At 66.6% G+C, this 16219-nt stretch carries 16 protein-coding genes and 1 rRNA gene (1 of these 17 running past the window's edge); 11 read left to right on the forward strand and 6 right to left on the reverse strand.

Annotated elements, in window-relative coordinates:
• A 16S ribosomal RNA gene (locus AC1VNX_RS00025) occupies positions 1–329 on the reverse strand; it reaches 1206 nt to the left of the window's first position.
• Between the two features lie 725 nt (positions 330–1054).
• Complete coding sequence (locus tag AC1VNX_RS00030) at positions 1055–1597, reverse strand: hypothetical protein (RefSeq protein WP_483154899.1); 543 nt, start codon at positions 1595–1597, stop codon at positions 1055–1057.
• A 121-nt stretch (positions 1598–1718) separates the two neighbouring features.
• Between AC1VNX_RS00030 and AC1VNX_RS00035 the strand changes: the two genes are divergently transcribed.
• Positions 1719–2699, forward strand: coding sequence for a LysR family transcriptional regulator (locus AC1VNX_RS00035; RefSeq protein ID WP_301504402.1), 981 nt, complete (start codon positions 1719–1721; stop codon positions 2697–2699).
• 27 nt (positions 2700–2726) lie between these two features.
• On the opposite strand, the gene AC1VNX_RS00040 is transcribed toward AC1VNX_RS00035, so the two are convergent.
• Positions 2727–2945, reverse strand: a complete 219-nt coding sequence (locus AC1VNX_RS00040; protein ID WP_483154900.1) for a hypothetical protein — start codon at positions 2943–2945, stop codon at positions 2727–2729.
• A gap of 80 nt (positions 2946–3025) precedes the next feature.
• Between AC1VNX_RS00040 and AC1VNX_RS00045 the strand changes: the two genes are divergently transcribed.
• Together AC1VNX_RS00045 and AC1VNX_RS00050 are read left to right on the forward strand one after the other, a co-directional pair.
• A complete protein-coding gene (locus AC1VNX_RS00045) occupies positions 3026–3841 on the forward strand; it encodes a metallophosphoesterase (protein WP_483154901.1) in 816 nt (271 codons plus the stop codon).
• Positions 3842–3914: 73 nt separating this feature from the next.
• Positions 3915–5429 (forward strand): amidase, encoded by a 1515-nt coding sequence (locus AC1VNX_RS00050; RefSeq protein ID WP_483154902.1) that lies wholly within the window; start codon positions 3915–3917, stop codon positions 5427–5429.
• Positions 5430–5450: 21 nt separating this feature from the next.
• On the opposite strand, the gene AC1VNX_RS00055 is transcribed toward AC1VNX_RS00050, so the two are convergent.
• Together AC1VNX_RS00055 and AC1VNX_RS00060 are read right to left on the reverse strand one after the other, a co-directional pair.
• The gene (locus AC1VNX_RS00055) at positions 5451–6068 is read right to left on the reverse strand and encodes a TetR/AcrR family transcriptional regulator (RefSeq protein ID WP_483154903.1); all 618 of its coding nucleotides are present in this window, start codon (positions 6066–6068) and stop codon (positions 5451–5453) included.
• 99 nt (positions 6069–6167) lie between these two features.
• Positions 6168–6905, reverse strand: a complete 738-nt coding sequence (locus AC1VNX_RS00060) for a GntR family transcriptional regulator (protein ID WP_483154904.1) — start codon at positions 6903–6905, stop codon at positions 6168–6170.
• Between the two features lie 262 nt (positions 6906–7167).
• On the opposite strand from AC1VNX_RS00060, the gene AC1VNX_RS00065 reads away from it, so the two are divergent.
• The 8 genes from AC1VNX_RS00065 to AC1VNX_RS00100 all read left to right on the forward strand — a co-directional run bounded on the left by AC1VNX_RS00065 (position 7168) and on the right by AC1VNX_RS00100 (position 14951).
• On the forward strand, positions 7168–8502 hold the full coding sequence (locus tag AC1VNX_RS00065; RefSeq protein ID WP_483154905.1) for an aromatic ring-hydroxylating dioxygenase subunit alpha: 1335 nt from the start codon (positions 7168–7170) through the stop codon (positions 8500–8502).
• An 11-nt stretch (positions 8503–8513) separates the two neighbouring features.
• A complete protein-coding gene (locus tag AC1VNX_RS00070; protein WP_483154906.1) occupies positions 8514–9962 on the forward strand; it encodes a glutamine synthetase family protein in 1449 nt (482 codons plus the stop codon).
• Positions 9963–9967: 5 nt separating this feature from the next.
• The gene (locus AC1VNX_RS00075) at positions 9968–10291 is read left to right on the forward strand and encodes a 2Fe-2S iron-sulfur cluster-binding protein (protein ID WP_301504416.1); all 324 of its coding nucleotides are present in this window, start codon (positions 9968–9970) and stop codon (positions 10289–10291) included.
• A 107-nt stretch (positions 10292–10398) separates the two neighbouring features.
• Positions 10399–11607, forward strand: coding sequence for an ABC transporter substrate-binding protein (locus AC1VNX_RS00080; protein ID WP_483154907.1), 1209 nt, complete (start codon positions 10399–10401; stop codon positions 11605–11607).
• Between the two features lie 33 nt (positions 11608–11640).
• The gene (locus AC1VNX_RS00085) at positions 11641–12501 is read left to right on the forward strand and encodes a branched-chain amino acid ABC transporter permease (protein WP_483154908.1); all 861 of its coding nucleotides are present in this window, start codon (positions 11641–11643) and stop codon (positions 12499–12501) included.
• Positions 12498–13469, forward strand: a complete 972-nt coding sequence (locus AC1VNX_RS00090) for a branched-chain amino acid ABC transporter permease (protein ID WP_483154909.1) — start codon at positions 12498–12500, stop codon at positions 13467–13469. The genes AC1VNX_RS00085 and AC1VNX_RS00090 overlap by 4 nt, the downstream gene beginning before the upstream one ends.
• Complete coding sequence (locus AC1VNX_RS00095) at positions 13466–14254, forward strand: ABC transporter ATP-binding protein (protein ID WP_483154910.1); 789 nt, start codon at positions 13466–13468, stop codon at positions 14252–14254. The genes AC1VNX_RS00090 and AC1VNX_RS00095 overlap by 4 nt, the downstream gene beginning before the upstream one ends.
• The gene (locus AC1VNX_RS00100; RefSeq protein WP_176665556.1) at positions 14247–14951 is read left to right on the forward strand and encodes an ABC transporter ATP-binding protein; all 705 of its coding nucleotides are present in this window, start codon (positions 14247–14249) and stop codon (positions 14949–14951) included. Before AC1VNX_RS00095 ends, AC1VNX_RS00100 begins: the two co-directional genes overlap by 8 nt.
• Before the next feature lie 99 nt (positions 14952–15050).
• On the opposite strand, the gene AC1VNX_RS00105 is transcribed toward AC1VNX_RS00100, so the two are convergent.
• Positions 15051–16211, reverse strand: a complete 1161-nt coding sequence (locus AC1VNX_RS00105) for an ABC transporter substrate-binding protein (protein ID WP_483154911.1) — start codon at positions 16209–16211, stop codon at positions 15051–15053.
• Between the last annotated feature and the right edge of the window lie 8 nt (positions 16212–16219).

A 16219-nucleotide genomic window follows, 5' to 3' on the forward strand; every position in this document is an offset into this window, starting at 1 on the left:
GGGCCGTGTCTCAGTCCCAGTGTGGCTGGTCGTCCTCTCAGACCAGCTACAGATCGAAGGCTTGGTGAGCCTTTACCTCACCAACTACCTAATCTGCCATCGGCCGCTCCATTCGCGCAAGGTCTTGCGATCCCCTGCTTTCATCCGTAGATCGTATGCGGTATTAGCACAGCTTTCGCTGCGTTATCCCCCACGATTGGGCACGTTCCGATGTATTACTCACCCGTTCGCCACTCGCCGCCAGGATTGCTCCCGCGCTGCCGTTCGACTTGCATGTGTAAGGCATGCCGCCAGCGTTCAATCTGAGCCAGGATCAAACTCTATAGTTCGATCTTGATTTTTGCGTCCAATCTCGCGATTGAACAAAACTCACAAAAACGGAATTGAAGTGAACTTCACTTCTATTCTCATGAGCGTTTTAAGTCTTGCGACTTGTTCCGAAGAACTTGTGCAATTACCTTCAAACGCCCACGCTTATCGGCTGTAATTTTTTAACGATCACCGAAGCAACTTGTCGTTTACTTCGTTTGCTTGCTGCGATCAGCGAAGCCTTGTAGTCTAGCACGATTTTTAAAGAATCGCCAAACTTTTTTCGCTTTCCATTTCTTCGTTTTTCGCAACTCACAACTTTCATTGTCAGCCGCCGAAGTCATTTCAGCGAAGCCTTGCAGTCTAGCACGATTTTTTCAAATCTCACCAACTATTTTGGCCTTTTCACATCCACCAACTTCTTTCGCAACCCGCAACTTTCATCGCAAGCCACTGAAGCAGTTCGTTTCAGCGAAGCCTTCGATTATGCACCGTTTTTTAAGAACCGGTCAACTTTCGAAGACTTTTTCTTCACCACCACAACCAGAACCCCGAAGAGACCGGCCGCATCAACAACCAAGCGGCTGTCAGTAGCGAAGCCCACGAGTATATGACAGATTTTGAAGCGCTGGCAACTGGCTGAAGATCTTTTTCACCGCACGACCCCGCACACAAGCAAGGCAAGCAGCGCAGCCATGAAAAAAGCCGCCCTCGGGCGGCTTCCTCGTATCCAGCGCTTCGCTACTCAGTAATAGCGCGAGCTGTTCATGCGGCGCATCGCTTCGTACAGCGTGGGCATGCGCACTTCCTGCGAACGGGCGCTCATGCGGGCCAGTGCATCGATCTTTGCGGCTTCGGCTGCGGGCACGGTGCCTTCCGATTGCTGACGCCACATGGCAGCCTGCAGTTCTTGCATCACGCGCGGGTCGCTCTGTGCGGTAGCAAGGAAACGGGCATCCGCACGCGCTGCAGCGCGGCGTCCAGCAGCGGCACGCCAAGCGGCGGCAAGGCCGCTCTGACGAACCGAGCCGGCGAACAGTGCGAACAAGGCAATGGCTGCAACGCAGAACACCGTCCAGGCAGCGAGCAAACCGCCTTCGTTCCAGTTGGAAACGAGCGATTCGGTCACCACCAGCACTGCCGCAGCAATGGCGACGATCAACAGGGCGATGAGCGGGCGGCTGCCATTGGCGCCGGCACGGGCGGCCTGGATCTGGCCGAACAGGACTTCGGCGCGACGCACGCCGGGGTGGACAGTAGGTTGGTCAACGTGAACGAAGCTGGTCATGATGCATCCCTCCTGGGACAGTGGTAATCAGTGGTGGCGAACAAGGCCGATGGGGTGATATTAGGGATTACCCCAGTGTTTATCCACTTTATCTTTCTGATGTTTATCATTCACGAGACTGATGGACGTCAACTTTCGCACGCTTGACCTCAACCTGCTCCGCGTCTTCGACGAGGTGATGGCCGAGCGCAACCTCACGCGGGCCGCCCGGAACCTGTCGATCACCCAGCCGGCGGTGAGCAACGCACTACGTCGCCTGCGCGAGGTTCTGGGCGACGAACTGGTGCGCCGTTCAGGCGCAGGCGTGGAACCCACCCCTCGAGCGCTCGCCCTGTGGCCAACCGTGCGCGACGCCCTGCGCCAGCTTCAGCACACGCTGGCCCCCGGCGAATTCGATGCAGGCACGGCCGACACCACCTTCCTGTTGGCGATGGCCGACGCCACCGCGGCCGAGCTCATCCCGGGCCTGGTGCAGATCGCGGAAAAGGAAGCGCCCGCCATTTCCCTGCGAGTGCTGCCGCTGACCACGCGCGACCCGCGCCGCATGCTCGAGCAGGAAGAAGTGGACATGGCCGTCGGCTACTTCCCGGCCGTGATCGCAAGCCTCGCGGCGCGTGGTCAATCGGGGGTGGGGGTGCCGTTCGAGACCCAGCGGCTCTATCTGGGCCAATATGTATGCGTGATGCGGCGCGGCCATCCGCTGGCGGATGCGCCGCTGACGCTCGACGACTATTGCGCGGCCCGGCACCTTCTAGTGAGTTTTTCAGGCCGGCCATACGGCTTCATCGACCAGACGCTGGGCGCCATGGGCCGCGAGCGGCGCATCGTGGTGACGGTGAACCAGTTCTTCACCGCGGGCCGGGTGGTCGCCAATTCGGATCTGCTGACGGTGCTGCCTCGTCACTTCGTGACCGTGACCGGCATCGACGACCAGCTGGTGCTGCGCGACCTGCCTTTCGACCAGCCGCCGGTGCACGTGGATGCGATCTGGCACCGGCGCGCCCAGCACGGGCACTCTCACGAATGGCTGCGGGATGCGCTGTTGCGCTCGGCAGCCGCGGCTTTCGCCGGGTCGGTCCTCGGACAGAAGGTGCCCGACTGACCTGTCTGCTAACTACTTACTAGCCAATCAGCGAACGACGCTGAGCCAGGCGCTGGCTGCGGCGCGCAGTTCCTGGGCGTGGTGGGCACCACGGCCGGCGCGCATGTCGGCGCTTTCCATCAGTGCGGCGGCGTGGCTGGCCGGGGCATTGGCGCTGGAAGAACGGAAGAAACGGGCCACTTGGGCGATGAGGCTGAACATGATGGTGCGCGGCTCGTGGCTGCGCTGGAGTGGTTGATGCCTCAAGAATAAGGGTTAACCCTAGAAGATCAAGCCAAACCTTATGCGTGTCATGCATGGGGCAATTCACCTAGACTGCCTCGACGATGAAGCTGCAACTGCTGTCCGACCTGCACCTGGAGTCCCATCCCAACTTCCGCGCCGAGCCCCTGCCCGGCGCCGACATGCTGATCCTGGCGGGCGACATCGGCTCCTACCAGCAGGGCTCCCGCCTGACCGACTCCGATTTCGGCCTGGGCCGCTTCTCCCCCCGCAATGGCTGGCCGGTGCCCGTGATCTACGTGCCGGGCAACCACGAGTACGACAACGTCGACTTCGACGAGACCCATCAGCGACTGCGCGCCCTCTGCGACGAGCTCGACATCATCTGGCTGGAACGCGAAACCCGGGTGATCGAAGGCATCCGCTTCGTCGGCACCACGCTCTGGGCCGATTTCGACGCGCTCGCCGAGCCGACCGACAGCCTCGCCGAGGCGCTCAAGAAGCGCGGCAAGGCCATGCGCGCCGCCGATTTCTATCTTGAAAAAGCGGCCACCATGCGTAACGGCGAGCTCTTCCTCGCCACGCAACTGCGCGACCAGGCACTGGCCTGCCAGGACTGGCTCAAGCAGGCACTGGTCGAGCCTTTCGACGGCACCACGGTGGCCATCACCCACTTCGCGCCCAGCCTCGAGAGCGGCGATCCGCGCTACGGCCTGACACCCGGCACCGCAGGTTTCTGCAATGCCCTCGACGAGCTGCTGCCCCACGCCAAGCTCTGGCTGCACGGCCACCTGCACTGCCCGTCCGACTACGTGAAGAACGGCTGCCGCGTGGTCGCCAATCCGCTGGGCTACGCGCGCAACGGCGAGCAGGAAGGCTACAAGCCCCAGTTGCTGATCGAGGTGCCAGGCGCCCGGTAACGGCCGGCAACGCCTTCGCCGCCACGGCTGTGTAGACTGGCCCGATTCCATCGGACCGATGGGGGAGCGCGCCATGACGCAGCAGCAGAAACAACAACGACGTCGCCACTTCCTGCAGCAGGCCGCCGGCGCAGCCGCGACCACCGGGCTGCTCTCCTTCTGGCCGCAAGCCTTCGCCCAGAAACCGGCCGAGGCGACCGGCGGCAGGGCCATGGGCCAACTCTCGATGGCCGAGATGTCGCGCCGCCTCGCCGCCGGCAGCCTCAGCAGCAGCCAGCTCGTGGAAGAAGCACTGGCCGCCATCCAGAACCCCGCGGGCGAAGGCGCGCGCACCTTCATCCGCGTGCATGCCGATTCGGCACGCGCCACCGCGGCCCGGCTCGACGCCGAACGCAAGAGCGGCCGCCCCGCCGCCTCGCCCATCGCCGGCATCCCGATCTCGCTGAAGGACCTGTTCGACGAGGCCGGCGTCACCACGCTCGGCGGCTCGATGGTGCTGGCCGGCCAGCCGCCGGCTGCGCGCGACGCCATCGTGGTCGAGCGGCTGCGGCGCGCGGGCGCGATCGTCATCGGGCGCTCCAACACGGTCGAGTTCGCCTACACCGGCCTGGGCATCAACCCGCACTACGGCACGCCGAAGAACGTCTACGACCGCGCGACCGGCCGCATCCCCGGCGGCTCGACCTCGGGCGGCGCGATCTCGCTGACCGACGGCATGGCGGCCGGCGCCATCGGCACCGACACCGGCGGCTCGCTGCGCATTCCGGCGGCCCTCAATGGGCTGGTGGGCTTCAAGCCGACGCAGCGGCGCATTCCGCTCGATGGCGTGCTGCCGCTGTCGACCTCCTTCAACTCGGCCGGGCCGATGGCATGGACGGTGGAAGACTGCGCCCTGCTCGATTCCGTGCTCGCCGCCGAACTGCCGCGCCCGCTGCGCGTGCTGCCGATGCGCGGCCTGCGCTTCGCGGTGCCCAAGACCTTCTTCCTGGACGAGCTCTCGCCGCCGGTGGCCGCAGCCTTCGCCTCGGCGTTGGCCAAGCTCTCCGCCGCGGGCGCGACGATCACCGAGCTGCCGATGGCCGAGTTCGCGAAGGCGCCGACCATCAACCCACGCGGCATGATCACCGCCGCCGAAGCCTTCACTTGGCACCGCGAGCTCATCAAGACAGGCGCCGCCAAGTACGACCCACGCGTGCTGGCACGCATCAAGACCGGCGAGACCATCACCGCGCCCGACTACCTGCAGCTGCAGGCGCTGCGCCGCCAGTTCATCCGCTCGATCAACACCGCGGCCGCGAGCTACGACGCGATGCTGATGCCCACCACGCCCGACATCGCGCCGCCGATCGCCGAGGTGCTGAAGGACGACGACACTTATTACCGGATCAACGCCCGCATGCTGCGCAACCCCTCGGTGGTGAACCTGTTCGACGGCTGCGCGCTCTCGGTGCCCTGCCACGACGCGGGCACAGCGCCGGTGGGGCTGATGGTGGCGAGCATCGGCAACACCGATCACCGGCTGCTGGCGGTGGGCGCGGCGGTGGAAGCGGTGGTGACGCCACGGCGCGCACTCAGCATCAGCAGCTGAGCGCCGAAGCCGAAGCGGCTCTCAGCGCGCGGCCAGGCCGTCGAAGCAGGTCGCGAGCACCAGTTCGACGATCTGCTCGTCGCTCTGCTGCCCGCCGGCCTTCAGGAAGCCGAGCACCGGATCGCAGGCGCGCGCGAACAGCGTGTAGAGCACGGCGATCGCCGGCAGCTTGGAATTGAGCGATCCATCGACCTGCGCGGCCTGGATCCAGCCGCCGAGCCGGTCGCTGATGGTCACGAGGCGGTCGAGATAACCGCGGTTGTTCATCAGCGCGGCGCGCAGGCTTGAGTTCTGGTGCGGCAGCAGGGGCATCTCGCCGGCAAGCTGCACTTCCACGGCCCGGCGCACCACGGCGCGCAGCTTGGCGACCGGCTTGTCGTCTGCCGGCAGCGAGTCCAGGAAGTCCAGCGTGCGCTGCATGATGCGCACCATCGCGGCGGCCGCCAGGTCTTCCTTGCTCGGGAAGTGCTTGTAGAGGCTGGCCTTGGCGATGCCAACCGCCGCCGCGACCTCGTCGACCGTCATCGATTCGAAGCCCTTTTCCGCCAGCAGGCGGTTGGCGGTCTGCACGATGGCCTCTTCCCGGGCCTGCAGCATCTGCTCCTTGAACGAGATCCTGGCGGGGGCGGTAGCGCTCATATGGCCGGAATTCTAGTCAGCCCCGTCACCAGACAAACGGGGCGAGTGCAGAAATACCGGACAGTCTCTTGCGGACCGGCCGGTTGCCCTCGTCAGAACTCAAGCTCCGCCGCGGCCCTTGGACACCAGCTTGATGCCCGGCATCAACTCGGCCGCCAGCTCGGGCCGTTCCAGCGCGTAGTCGAGGTTCATGCGCGCGATCTCGACGTGCTCCTCGCCCAGCGCCTGCGCCCGCGAGCCCTGGCCGCGCTCGATGGCCTGCACCATCGCATGGTGCGTGCGGTGGGCCTGCCGCATCCATTGCTGGCCCTCTTCCATCGACGACTGCATCGGCAGCATCGCGCTCGGAGCGGCGAAGGGCTGGCCGCCGAGCATGTCCATCACCCGCTTGAGCGCGAGGTTGCCGCAGCCTTCGATGATCAGCTTGTGGAAGCGGTCGTTCATCTCGACGTAGGCCGCGTAGTCGTCGATCTCCATGCTGGGCTTGTTCACGGCGCGGTCGCCGTCTTCCAGGCATTCCTTCAAGTCGCGCAGCAGCTGGCGCGAGGCGCCGTCCTCGGCCAGCAGGCGCGCGGCGAAGCCTTCGATCACGCCGCGCACGCGGATGGCGTCGGCCACTTCCTGCGAGGTGAAGCGGCGCATCTGGTAGCCGCCACTGGGCGACTGCTCGATCAGCCCTTCGTGCTCCAGGCTGGCCAGTGCCAGCCGCACCGGTGTGCGCGAAGCCTCGAGCTTCTCGGCCAGCGGGATCTCGGCCAGCCGCTCTCCGGGCCCGAATTCGCCCTTGAGGATCATGTCGCGCAGTTGCACGAGCACGCGGGATTGTTGGGAGTCCATGGGCGAATTCTAGGAGACGGGCCCGGCATTGCACGCAGCGTATTTACTCTGGCTCGGTTGTTGCATGCATTGCTTCACAACCAGTGTCAAAAACCGACGATACGCTCAGCGTTTACCCTGATTTTGGCCCTTCCAGGCCCCAGATTGGGGCGATTTGGCAGATGAAAGTTTGACCGTGATCGAGGATCACCAAGACAATGCATGCAGTTGCATGCAATGAATGCAAGCCTCTTTCCACAGTCCCCACGATGGAGCCCGCACGATGATCAGCGCCGAGCAAAACGATTTCATCACCCGCGTCGGACCCGGCGCCCCCGCCGGCAAGCTGCTGCGCCGCTACTGGCAGCCGGTGGCCCTGGCCGACGAACTGGCGGGCCCGCGCCCGGTCAAGCCGGTGAAACTCATGGGGCAGGACTTCGTCCTGTTCCGTGACGAAAGCGGCCAGCTCGGCATGCTCGACCGCGACTGCCCGCACCGCGGCGCCGACCTCGCCTTCGGCCGGCTCGAAAACGGCGGCATCCGCTGCGCCTTCCACGGCTGGCTGTTCGACGCCAAGGGCAACTGCCTCGAGACCCCGGCCGAGCCCGCCACCAGCAAGCTGTGCAGCCGCATCAAGCAGTCGGCCTATCCGGTGGTCGAGAAGAGCGGCGTGGTCTTCGCCTACATCGGCGAGGGTGAGCCCCCCGCCTTTCCCGAGTTCGACTGCTTCGTCGCACCAGACAGCCACACCTTCGCCTTCAAGGGCCTGTTCGAGTGCAACTGGCTGCAGGCGCTCGAAGTGGGCATCGACCCCGCGCACGCCTCGTACCTGCACCGCTTCTTCGAGGACGAAGACACCTCCGGCAGCTACGGCAAGCAGTTCCGCGGCGCCTCGGCCGACTCCGACATGCCCATCACCAAGGTGCTGCGCGAGTACGACCGCCCCGACATCAGCGTGGAGCCAACCGACTACGGCTTTCGCCTGAAGGCGCTGCGCAAGCTGTCCGAAGACACCACCCACGTGCGCGTGACCAACGTGGTGTTCCCGCAGGCTTTCGTGATCCCGATGAGCGCCGAGATGACCATCTCGCAATGGCACGTGCCGGTGGACGACACGCACTGCTACTGGTACGCCATCTTCACCAGCTTCACCGGCCCGGTCGACAAGCAGCAGATGCGCGACCAGCGCCTGAAGCTCTACGAGCTGCCCGACTACACCTCGCGCAAGAACAAGCGCAACAACTACGGCTACAGCATCGAAGAGCAGCTGACCGAAACCTACACCGGCATGGGGGACGACATCAACGTGCACGACCAGTGGGCGGTGGAGTCGCAAGGCGCCATCCAGGACCGCACCCGCGAGCACCTGGGCAGCACCGACAAGGGCATCATTGCCTACCGCCGTGTGCTGGTGAAGGCCATCGAAGCCACGCTGGCCGGCGAGAGCGCGCCGATGCTCATCGACGCGGCACAGGCCAGCGCGATGACCGGCCCGCCCTCCATCGACGGCATTGGCCGCAACGTCAGCGACGAGGCAGCCACCGAGGCCTACTGGCAGGACGCCGACCGCGCGCGCCGCCTGAAGTCCGACTGGGCCTCCGCACGGCTCGCCGCCTGAGCACGCACGCCATGAGCAGCAGCCACACATTCGTCGACCGCTTCGGTCTCTGGTCCGACGACCAGCACGCGCAAGCCAGGGAGCTGGTGCGCCGCATCGACAGCGGCGAGGTCGACCTCGTGCGCTTCGCCTGGCCCGACCAGCACGGCATCCTGCGCGGCAAGACGCTGGTTGCCACCGAGGCGCGCTCGGCCCTCTGGGAAGGCGTGAATCTCACCTCGACCCTGCTGGCCAAGGACACATCCCACAAGACCGTGTTCCCGGTGTTCACGCAAGGCGGCGGCTTCGCCATCGAAGGCCTGCAGGGCGGCGCGGACTTCACCATCGTGGCCGACCCCGCCACGTTCAAGGTGCTGCCATGGTCGCCGCGCACCGGCTGGGTGATGTGCGACGCCTACATGGCCGACGGCAAGCCCTGCCCCTTCGCCACGCGCCAGATCCTGCAGCGCGCGGTGCGCCAGCTCGACGAGCTGGAGCTGGACTTCATCGCCGGCCTCGAGGTGGAGTTCCACGTCTTCAAGCTCGACGACGCCCGCATGGGCCTGTCCGATTCGGGCCAGCCCGGCGAGCCGCCGCGCGTGTCGCTGCTGTCGCACGGCCACCAGTACCTCACCGAGTTGCGCTACGACCGCGTCGACGGACTGATGGAACTGCTGCGTTCGCAGCTGCTGGCGCTCGGCCTGCCGCTGCGCTCGCTCGAAATCGAATTCGGCCCGAGCCAGTTCGAGCTGACCTTCGGCCCTACCGCCGGCGTGATGCCGGCCGACACCATGGTGCTGCTGCGCAGCGCCATCAAGCAGATCTGCCAGCGCGCCGGGCTGCACGCCACTTTCATGTGCCGCCCGAAGATTCCGAACGTGATGTCCAGCGGCTGGCACCTGCACCAGTCGCTGCGCCGCAAGAGCGACGGTGTCAACGCGTTCATGCCCGAGACCGAGGGCCAGACGCTCAGCGAGATCGGCATGCACTACCTGGGCGGCCTCAAGGCGCACGCCTGCGGCGCGGCCGCGCTCGCGAGCCCCACCATCAACGGCTACCGGCGCTACCGCCCTTTCTCGCTGGCACCCGACCGCGCGATCTGGGCAAGAGACAACCGCGGCGCGATGCTGCGCGTGCTCGGCGGCGTGGGGCAAGGCGCCTCGCGCATCGAGAACCGCGTGGGCGAGCCGACGGCCAACCCGTACCTGTACCTGGCGTCGCAGTTGTTCTCGGGGCTCGACGGCATCCGCAACAGGATCGACCCCGGCCCCTCGGCCGATGCGCCCTACGAAACGCCGGCCGAGCAGCTGCCGCGTTCGCTGGGCGACGCCCTCGCCTGCCTGCGCCGCGACGAGATGCTCAACGCGCAGCTGGGCAAGACTTTCGTCGACTACCTCTGCCACATCAAGGAAGCGGAAATCGCCCGCTTCAACCTGGAAGTCTCGGAGTGGGAACACCGCGAGTACTTCGACATGTTCTGAAAACCATGCCCACGATCCACTACATCCTCAAGGACGGCACCACGCGCGACGTCGACGCCAAGGTCGGCGCCAGCGTGATGGAAACCGCCATTCGCGGCAACGTGCGCGGCATCGACGCCGAGTGCGGCGGCTGCTGTTCCTGCGCCACCTGCCACGTCTACGTGGACGACGCCTTCATCGATCTGCTGCCGCCGCCCGACGACATGGAGAGCGCGCTGCTCGATGCCGTGGCGTCCGAGCGCCGGCCCGGCTCGCGCCTGAGCTGCCAGCTCGGCATCACCGCGGCCTTCGATGGCCTCACGGTGCGCGTGCCCGATACCCAGGTTTGACGCCTTCCTCGGGCATCATCGGCCGCCTTGCTTGCACCCGGTTACACGACAGCGGCGCCCGAGCGGGCGCATCCATTCCACCTGAAAGGCCTTTTTCCATGACGCCAATGACGACGATGACCAAGAGAACCATCCTCTCGACCCTGCTGCTGGCCGGCCTCGGCCTAGGCCTCGCGGGCGCCGCGATGGCGCAGACCGGCGGCGAGCCGCTGCGCATCGGCCTCATCGCCACCTACTCGGGCCCGTACGCCGACTACGGCCGCCAGTTCGACGCCGGCATCGCGCTCTACCTGAAGGAGCATGGCGGCAAGGTGGGCGGCCGCGCGGTCGAGATCATCAAGAAGGACACCGCCGGCCCCGCGCCCGACGCCGCCAAGCGCATCGCGCAGGAGCTCATCGTGCGCGACAAGGTGAGCGTGCTCACCGGCCTGGACTTCAGCCCCAACGCGTACGCCGTGGGCGCCATCGCCACGCAGGCGAAGATTCCGACCATCGTGATGAACGCAGCCTCCTCGGCCATCACCACCAGCTCGCCCTACGTGGCGCGCCTGTCGTTCACCGTGCAGCAGGTGACGGACCCGATGGCGCGCTACATGCTCAAGGAAGGCATCAAGGACGCCTACACCGTGGTCGCCGACTACGCCTCGGGCGTCGATGCGGAGACCGCCTTCAAGAAGACCTTCACCGCCGGCGGCGGCAAGGTGTCGGGCGAAGTGCGCACGCCGATGAACAACCCCGACTTCTCGGCCTACGTGCAGCGCATCAAGGACGCCAAGCCCCAGGCCGTGTTCTTCTTCTTTCCCTCGGGCGTGATGCCGCCGGCCTTTTTGAAGGTGTGGAAGGAGCGCGGCATGGAGCAGGCCGGCATCAAGCTCTTCGCCACGGGTGAGGCCACCGACGACAGCTACCTCGACGCCACCGGCGACGTGGCGCTGGGCCTGGTCACCAGCCACCACTACTCGTTTGCGCATCCCTCGCCGAAGAACCAGAAATTCGTGAAGGACTTCGCCGCCGACAACGGCACCAAGCTGCGCCCGAGCTACTTCGCCGTGACCGCCTACGACGCGATGGCCGCCATAGACCTGGCGCTCGCCAAGACCAAGGGTGATACCGCCGGCGACAAGTTCATGGAGGCGCTCAAGGGCCTGAGCTTCGAAAGCCCGCGCGGCCCGATCGAGATCGACCCGGCCACGCGCGACATCGTGCAGACCGTCTACATCCGCAAGACCGAGCGGGTGAACGGCCAGCTGGTGAACGTGGAGTTCGACAAGTTCGAGCGCGTGAAGGACCCGGCCAAGGAAGCCGCAGCCAAGTAAAAGCCAGCCAGTTCGTCAGCCAGCAGGAAATTCATGGGCATCGTGATCTTCGACGGAGTGGCCTACGGCATGCTCCTCTTCCTCATCGGCGTGGGCCTGTCCATCACGATGGGGCTCATGAATTTCGTCAACCTCGCGCACGGCAGCTTCGCGATGGTGGGCGGCTATGCCGCGAGCGTGCTGATGAGCCGGTTCGGCCTGGGCTTCGGCCTCTCGCTCGCGGCCGCCTTCGTGGCGGCGGCCGTGCTGGGCGCGGTGCTGGAATTCGTGTTCTACCGGCGCCTGTACCGCGCACACCCGCTGGACCAGGTGTTGCTGTCGATCGGCGTGGTGTTCGTGTCCATCGCCGCCTTCACCTACTTCTTCGGTCCGACGATGCAGCCCTTCGCGCTGCCGCCGGCGCTCGACGGGCAGGTTTCGCTGGCCGGCCTGGAAGTGGGCCGCTACCGGCTCTTCCTGATCGTCTGCGGCGTGCTCGTGCTGGCCGCGCTGCTGCTGGGCCTGGGCAAGACGCGCTACGGCGCGATGGTGCGCGCGGCGGTCGACAACCAGCGCGTGGCCGGCGGCACCGGCATCCACGTGCAGCGGCTCTTCTTCCTGACCTTCTCGCTGGGCTGCGGCCTCGCGGGCCTGGGCGGCGCGCTGAGCCTGGGCATGCTGGGGCTGGAGCCCTCGTTCCCGCTCAAGTACCTCGTCTACTTCCTGATGGTGGTCTGCGTGGGCGGCGCGGGCACCGTCACCGGGCCTTTCGTCGCGGCGCTGCTGGTCGGCATCGTCGACGTGGCGGGCAAGTACTACCTGCCCGAGGCGGGCGCATTTCTCATCTACGTCTTCATGATCGTCATGCTGCTTGTGCGGCCGAACGGCATCGTCGCGAAAAAGGGGCTCGCATGATGACGAAAGCCCTGCTGAACCTTTCCCCCGCGCAGCTGCGCATCGCCGAAGCCGCCTTCTGGCTGGCGCTGGCCTCCAGCTTCTTCCTGCTGCCCGACAAGCTCACGCTGATGAGCCAGGTGCTGATCTTCGGTCTCTTCGCGGTATCGCTGGACATGGCGCTGGGCTACGCGGGCATTCTCACCGTGGGCCACGCGGCTTTCTTCGGCGCGGGCGCCTACGCGGCCGGCCTGCTCGCCAAATACGGCTGGAGCGAGCCCTTCAGCGGCCTCGTGTTCGCGCTCGCGGTGTGCGGCGCGCTGGGCTATGCGCTGAGCTACCTGGTGGTGCGCGGCGCCGACCTCACGCGGCTGATGATCACCATCGGCGTGTGCGTGCTGCTCTACGAGCTGGCCAACCGGCTCTCGGGCATCACCGGCGGCACCGACGGGCTGCAGGGCGTGGTCATCGCGCCGGTGCTCGGCCTGTTCGACTTCGACCTCTACGGCAAGACCGCGTTCTGCTACGCCTTCGGCGTGGTGCTGGCGATGTTCCTGCTGGTGCGGCTGGTGCTGCGCTCGCCCTTCGGCCTGGCGCTGCGCGGCATCCACGACAGCCGCAAGCGCATGACCGCCATCGGCTCGCCGGTGGAAGCGCGGCTGCGCATGGCCTACGCCTTCTCGGCGGCGGTGGCGGGCGTGGCCGGCGCGCTGCTGGCGCAGACCACGCAGTTCGTGGGCATCGAGTCCATCAGCTTCAACCGCTCGGCCGAGGTGCTCATCATCCTGGTGCTCGGCGGCACGGGGCGGCTGTACGGCGGGATGATCGGCGCCATCGTCTACATGCTGGTGCACGACTGGTTCGCCGACATGAACCCGCAGTACTGGATGTTCTGGCTCGGCATCTTCCTGATCGCCGCGGTCATGCTGGGACGCGGCGGGATCATGGGCGCGCTCTCGCGCTTCGTGCGCACGGGGAATGCACGATGAGCAGCACGACGACGACAAACACCCTGCGCACGCGGGACCTCGGCGTGCGCTTCGGCGCCTTCCAGGCCGTGGCCGACGTGAACCTCTCGCTCGAACCGGGCGCTCGGCAGGCGCTGATCGGCCCCAACGGCGCGGGCAAGACCACGCTCATCAACCTGCTGACAGGCGTGCTCAAGCCCACCAGCGGCAGCATCCACATGGGCGGGACCGACATCACGCGCCTGCCCGGCGACAGGCGCGCCCGAATGGGGCTGGCGCGCACCTTCCAGATCAACACGCTCTTCCCCAGCCTCACGCCGCTGCTGTCGGTGGTGCTGGCGATCAGCGAGCGAGAAGGGCTGGGCGCCACCTGGTGGCGGCCGCTGAAGGGCTGCACCGCGGTGTTCGACGAGGCGCATGCCTTGCTGCGCACGCTGAGGCTCGACGGCCTCGCCGAGGTGCCCGTGGCAGAGCTGGCCTACGGCAAGCAGCGGCTGCTCGAGATCGCGCTCGCGCTCTCGGCCAGGCCCCGCATCCTGCTGCTCGACGAGCCCGCCGCCGGCGTACCGGAGGACGAGAGTGGCGAGCTGTTCGAGGCCATCGCGGCGCTGCCGCCTGACATCAGCGTGCTCTTCATCGAGCACGACATGAAGCTGGTCTTCCGCTTCGCCCGCCGCATCTCGGTGCTCGTGGGCGGCCGCATCCTCACCGAGGGCACGCCCGCGGAAATCGGCGCCGACCCGCGCGTGCGCGAGGTCTACCTCGGCAGATCGCACATCCATCACCACCCACACTCTCATGCCTGAAGCACTCGCCTTCGACAACGTCACCGCCGGCTATGGCAACGCCGTGGTGCTCGACCGGCTCGATTTTTCGCTGCAACAGGGCGAGAGCCTCGCCATCCTCGGGCGCAACGGCGTGGGCAAGACCACGCTGCTCGAGACGCTGATGGGCAACACCCGCGTGATGCAGGGCGCGATCCGCTGGCAGGGCACGGACATCGTGCGCTGGCCCTCGCACCAGCGCGTGCGCGCGGGGCTGGGCTGGGTGCCGCAGGAGCGCGAGGTGTTCCCCTCGCTCACCGTCGAGGAGAACCTCACCGTCATCTCGCGGCTGGGCGGCTGGAACCTCAAGCGCGTCTACGACTTCTTCCCGCGCCTGCGCGAGCGTCGCGGCAACTACGGCAACCAGCTCTCGGGCGGCGAGCAGCAGATGCTCGCCATCGGCCGCGCGCTCATGACCAACCCGAAGCTGCTGTTGCTCGACGAACCCATGGAAGGCCTGGCGCCGATCATCGTGGAGGAACTGGCTGCGGCGATCCGCCGGCTGTGCGAATCCGAAGGACTCGCGTCGATCGTGGTCGAGCAGCACCCGGTGCTCGCGCTGGAGATGACGCACAAGGCGATCGTGCTGGAGCGCGGCACGGTGGTGCATGCGGGGCCGAGCGCGGAGCTGGCAGCCGACCAGGAATTGCTGGAGGGCTTGCTGGGCGTCGGGGTTTGATGCCGGGACACCGCGGAACCGGCTTTGCCGGGCCGCAGGTGTCGCCCCCGGAGAGGGGGTCGGCGCACGACACGAAGTGCGAGGAGCCTGGGGGAGTGCCTAGCTCAGCATCTGGCCGCGGCTGCCGATCACGGCCACGTCCACGAACTGCCCGCCTTCGCGGTTGGTGCGTCCGTAGTTGATCTTCACGCCGCCGAGGTCGAAGTTCTCGATGCTCGCGAGCCCCGACATCACCGATGCGCGGGTAAGCGAGGCGCCGGCGCGGCGCATGCCTTCGGCCAGCACTGCCGCATTGAGGTAGCCCTCCAGGCTGGTGAGCGAGAACTCCTTGACGCCGTTGGCCGCCATGTCGGCCTGGTAGCGGCGCACGATCTCGAACTTGGTCGAGTACGGCGAGGGCACCACGATCACGAAGCCCAGGCCCTTGGCCAGATCGCCCATGGCCGACAGCGCGCTGGCGGTGATCGACAGGCCGTAGGCCGAGCTGCTGTTGCCTGCCTCGCGCAGCGCCTTCAGGAACACCGGCGCCGTGCCGGCCAGCCCGACCACCACCACCTGCGGCTTGGCCTTGGCGACGGCGATGGCGGCGGGGCCCACTTCCATGCTGGTGGTGTTGGGCGTGGTCGCGATGACCGCCGGCTCCAGCTTGGCCTTGGCCAGCGCGTTCTTGAAGGCCGCGAGCACCGACTGGCCCAGCGGGTCTTCGGAATGCACGAGGCCGATGCGGCTCTGGCCCAGCACGGCGGCGGTGCTCACCAGCTTCTCGACTTCCTGGTCGTAGTTGGCGCGCACCCAGAAGGTGTTGGGAGAGTTCTTCTTGCGCAGCGAGATGGTGCCGGTGATGGGCCCCACCACGGCCATGCCGGGCACCGCGTCCATCACCTCGGCCGTCTGGCGCGTGCCCAGCGGATGCACCAGCGCGAGCACGGAGCTGTCCTTCTCGAAGGCCAGCGCGTTGGCCTTGGCCACGTCGGGCTTGAAGGTGTCGTCGGCCATCACGAGCTCGACCTTGGTGCCGTTGATGCCGCCCGCCTTGTTCAGCGCGTTGAAGAAGGCGCTGGAGCCCTGGTACAGGCCCTGTCCGTTCGCCTTCTCGACGCTGCTGTTGTCGAAGGTCGTTCCCACGCGCAGCGGCCGGTTCTGCGCGAGCGCCGGAAAGCCGAGGCCGGCGGCGGCAGTGGCGGCGGCCAGCCCGGTCAGCGCACGCCGACGGCTATTGGAAAGCGGCGCAATCGACTCGCGCGGCATAGGAACGGTCATGGTCGAAG

It is taken from the genome of Variovorax sp. TLI9-5A, assembly GCF_056867935.1.

Coding starts and splice junctions, on each gene's coding strand:
- AC1VNX_RS00065 (WP_483154905.1), top strand. CDS start 7,168: ATGATCAGCGCCGAGCAAAACGATTTCATCACCCGCGTCGGACCCGGC.
- AC1VNX_RS00055 (WP_483154903.1), bottom strand. CDS start 6,068: ATGAGCGCTACCGCCCCCGCCAGGATCTCGTTCAAGGAGCAGATGCTG.
- AC1VNX_RS00090 (WP_483154909.1), top strand. CDS start 12,498: ATGATGACGAAAGCCCTGCTGAACCTTTCCCCCGCGCAGCTGCGCATC.
- AC1VNX_RS00075 (WP_301504416.1), top strand. CDS start 9,968: ATGCCCACGATCCACTACATCCTCAAGGACGGCACCACGCGCGACGTC.
- AC1VNX_RS00095 (WP_483154910.1), top strand. CDS start 13,466: ATGAGCAGCACGACGACGACAAACACCCTGCGCACGCGGGACCTCGGC.
- AC1VNX_RS00105 (WP_483154911.1), bottom strand. CDS start 16,211: ATGACCGTTCCTATGCCGCGCGAGTCGATTGCGCCGCTTTCCAATAGC.
- AC1VNX_RS00035 (WP_301504402.1), top strand. CDS start 1,719: ATGGACGTCAACTTTCGCACGCTTGACCTCAACCTGCTCCGCGTCTTC.
- AC1VNX_RS00030 (WP_483154899.1), bottom strand. CDS start 1,597: ATGACCAGCTTCGTTCACGTTGACCAACCTACTGTCCACCCCGGCGTG.
- AC1VNX_RS00080 (WP_483154907.1), top strand. CDS start 10,399: ATGACGACGATGACCAAGAGAACCATCCTCTCGACCCTGCTGCTGGCC.
- AC1VNX_RS00100 (WP_176665556.1), top strand. CDS start 14,247: ATGCCTGAAGCACTCGCCTTCGACAACGTCACCGCCGGCTATGGCAAC.
- AC1VNX_RS00070 (WP_483154906.1), top strand. CDS start 8,514: ATGAGCAGCAGCCACACATTCGTCGACCGCTTCGGTCTCTGGTCCGAC.
- AC1VNX_RS00085 (WP_483154908.1), top strand. CDS start 11,641: ATGGGCATCGTGATCTTCGACGGAGTGGCCTACGGCATGCTCCTCTTC.
- AC1VNX_RS00050 (WP_483154902.1), top strand. CDS start 3,915: ATGACGCAGCAGCAGAAACAACAACGACGTCGCCACTTCCTGCAGCAG.
- AC1VNX_RS00045 (WP_483154901.1), top strand. CDS start 3,026: ATGAAGCTGCAACTGCTGTCCGACCTGCACCTGGAGTCCCATCCCAAC.
- AC1VNX_RS00060 (WP_483154904.1), bottom strand. CDS start 6,905: ATGGACTCCCAACAATCCCGCGTGCTCGTGCAACTGCGCGACATGATC.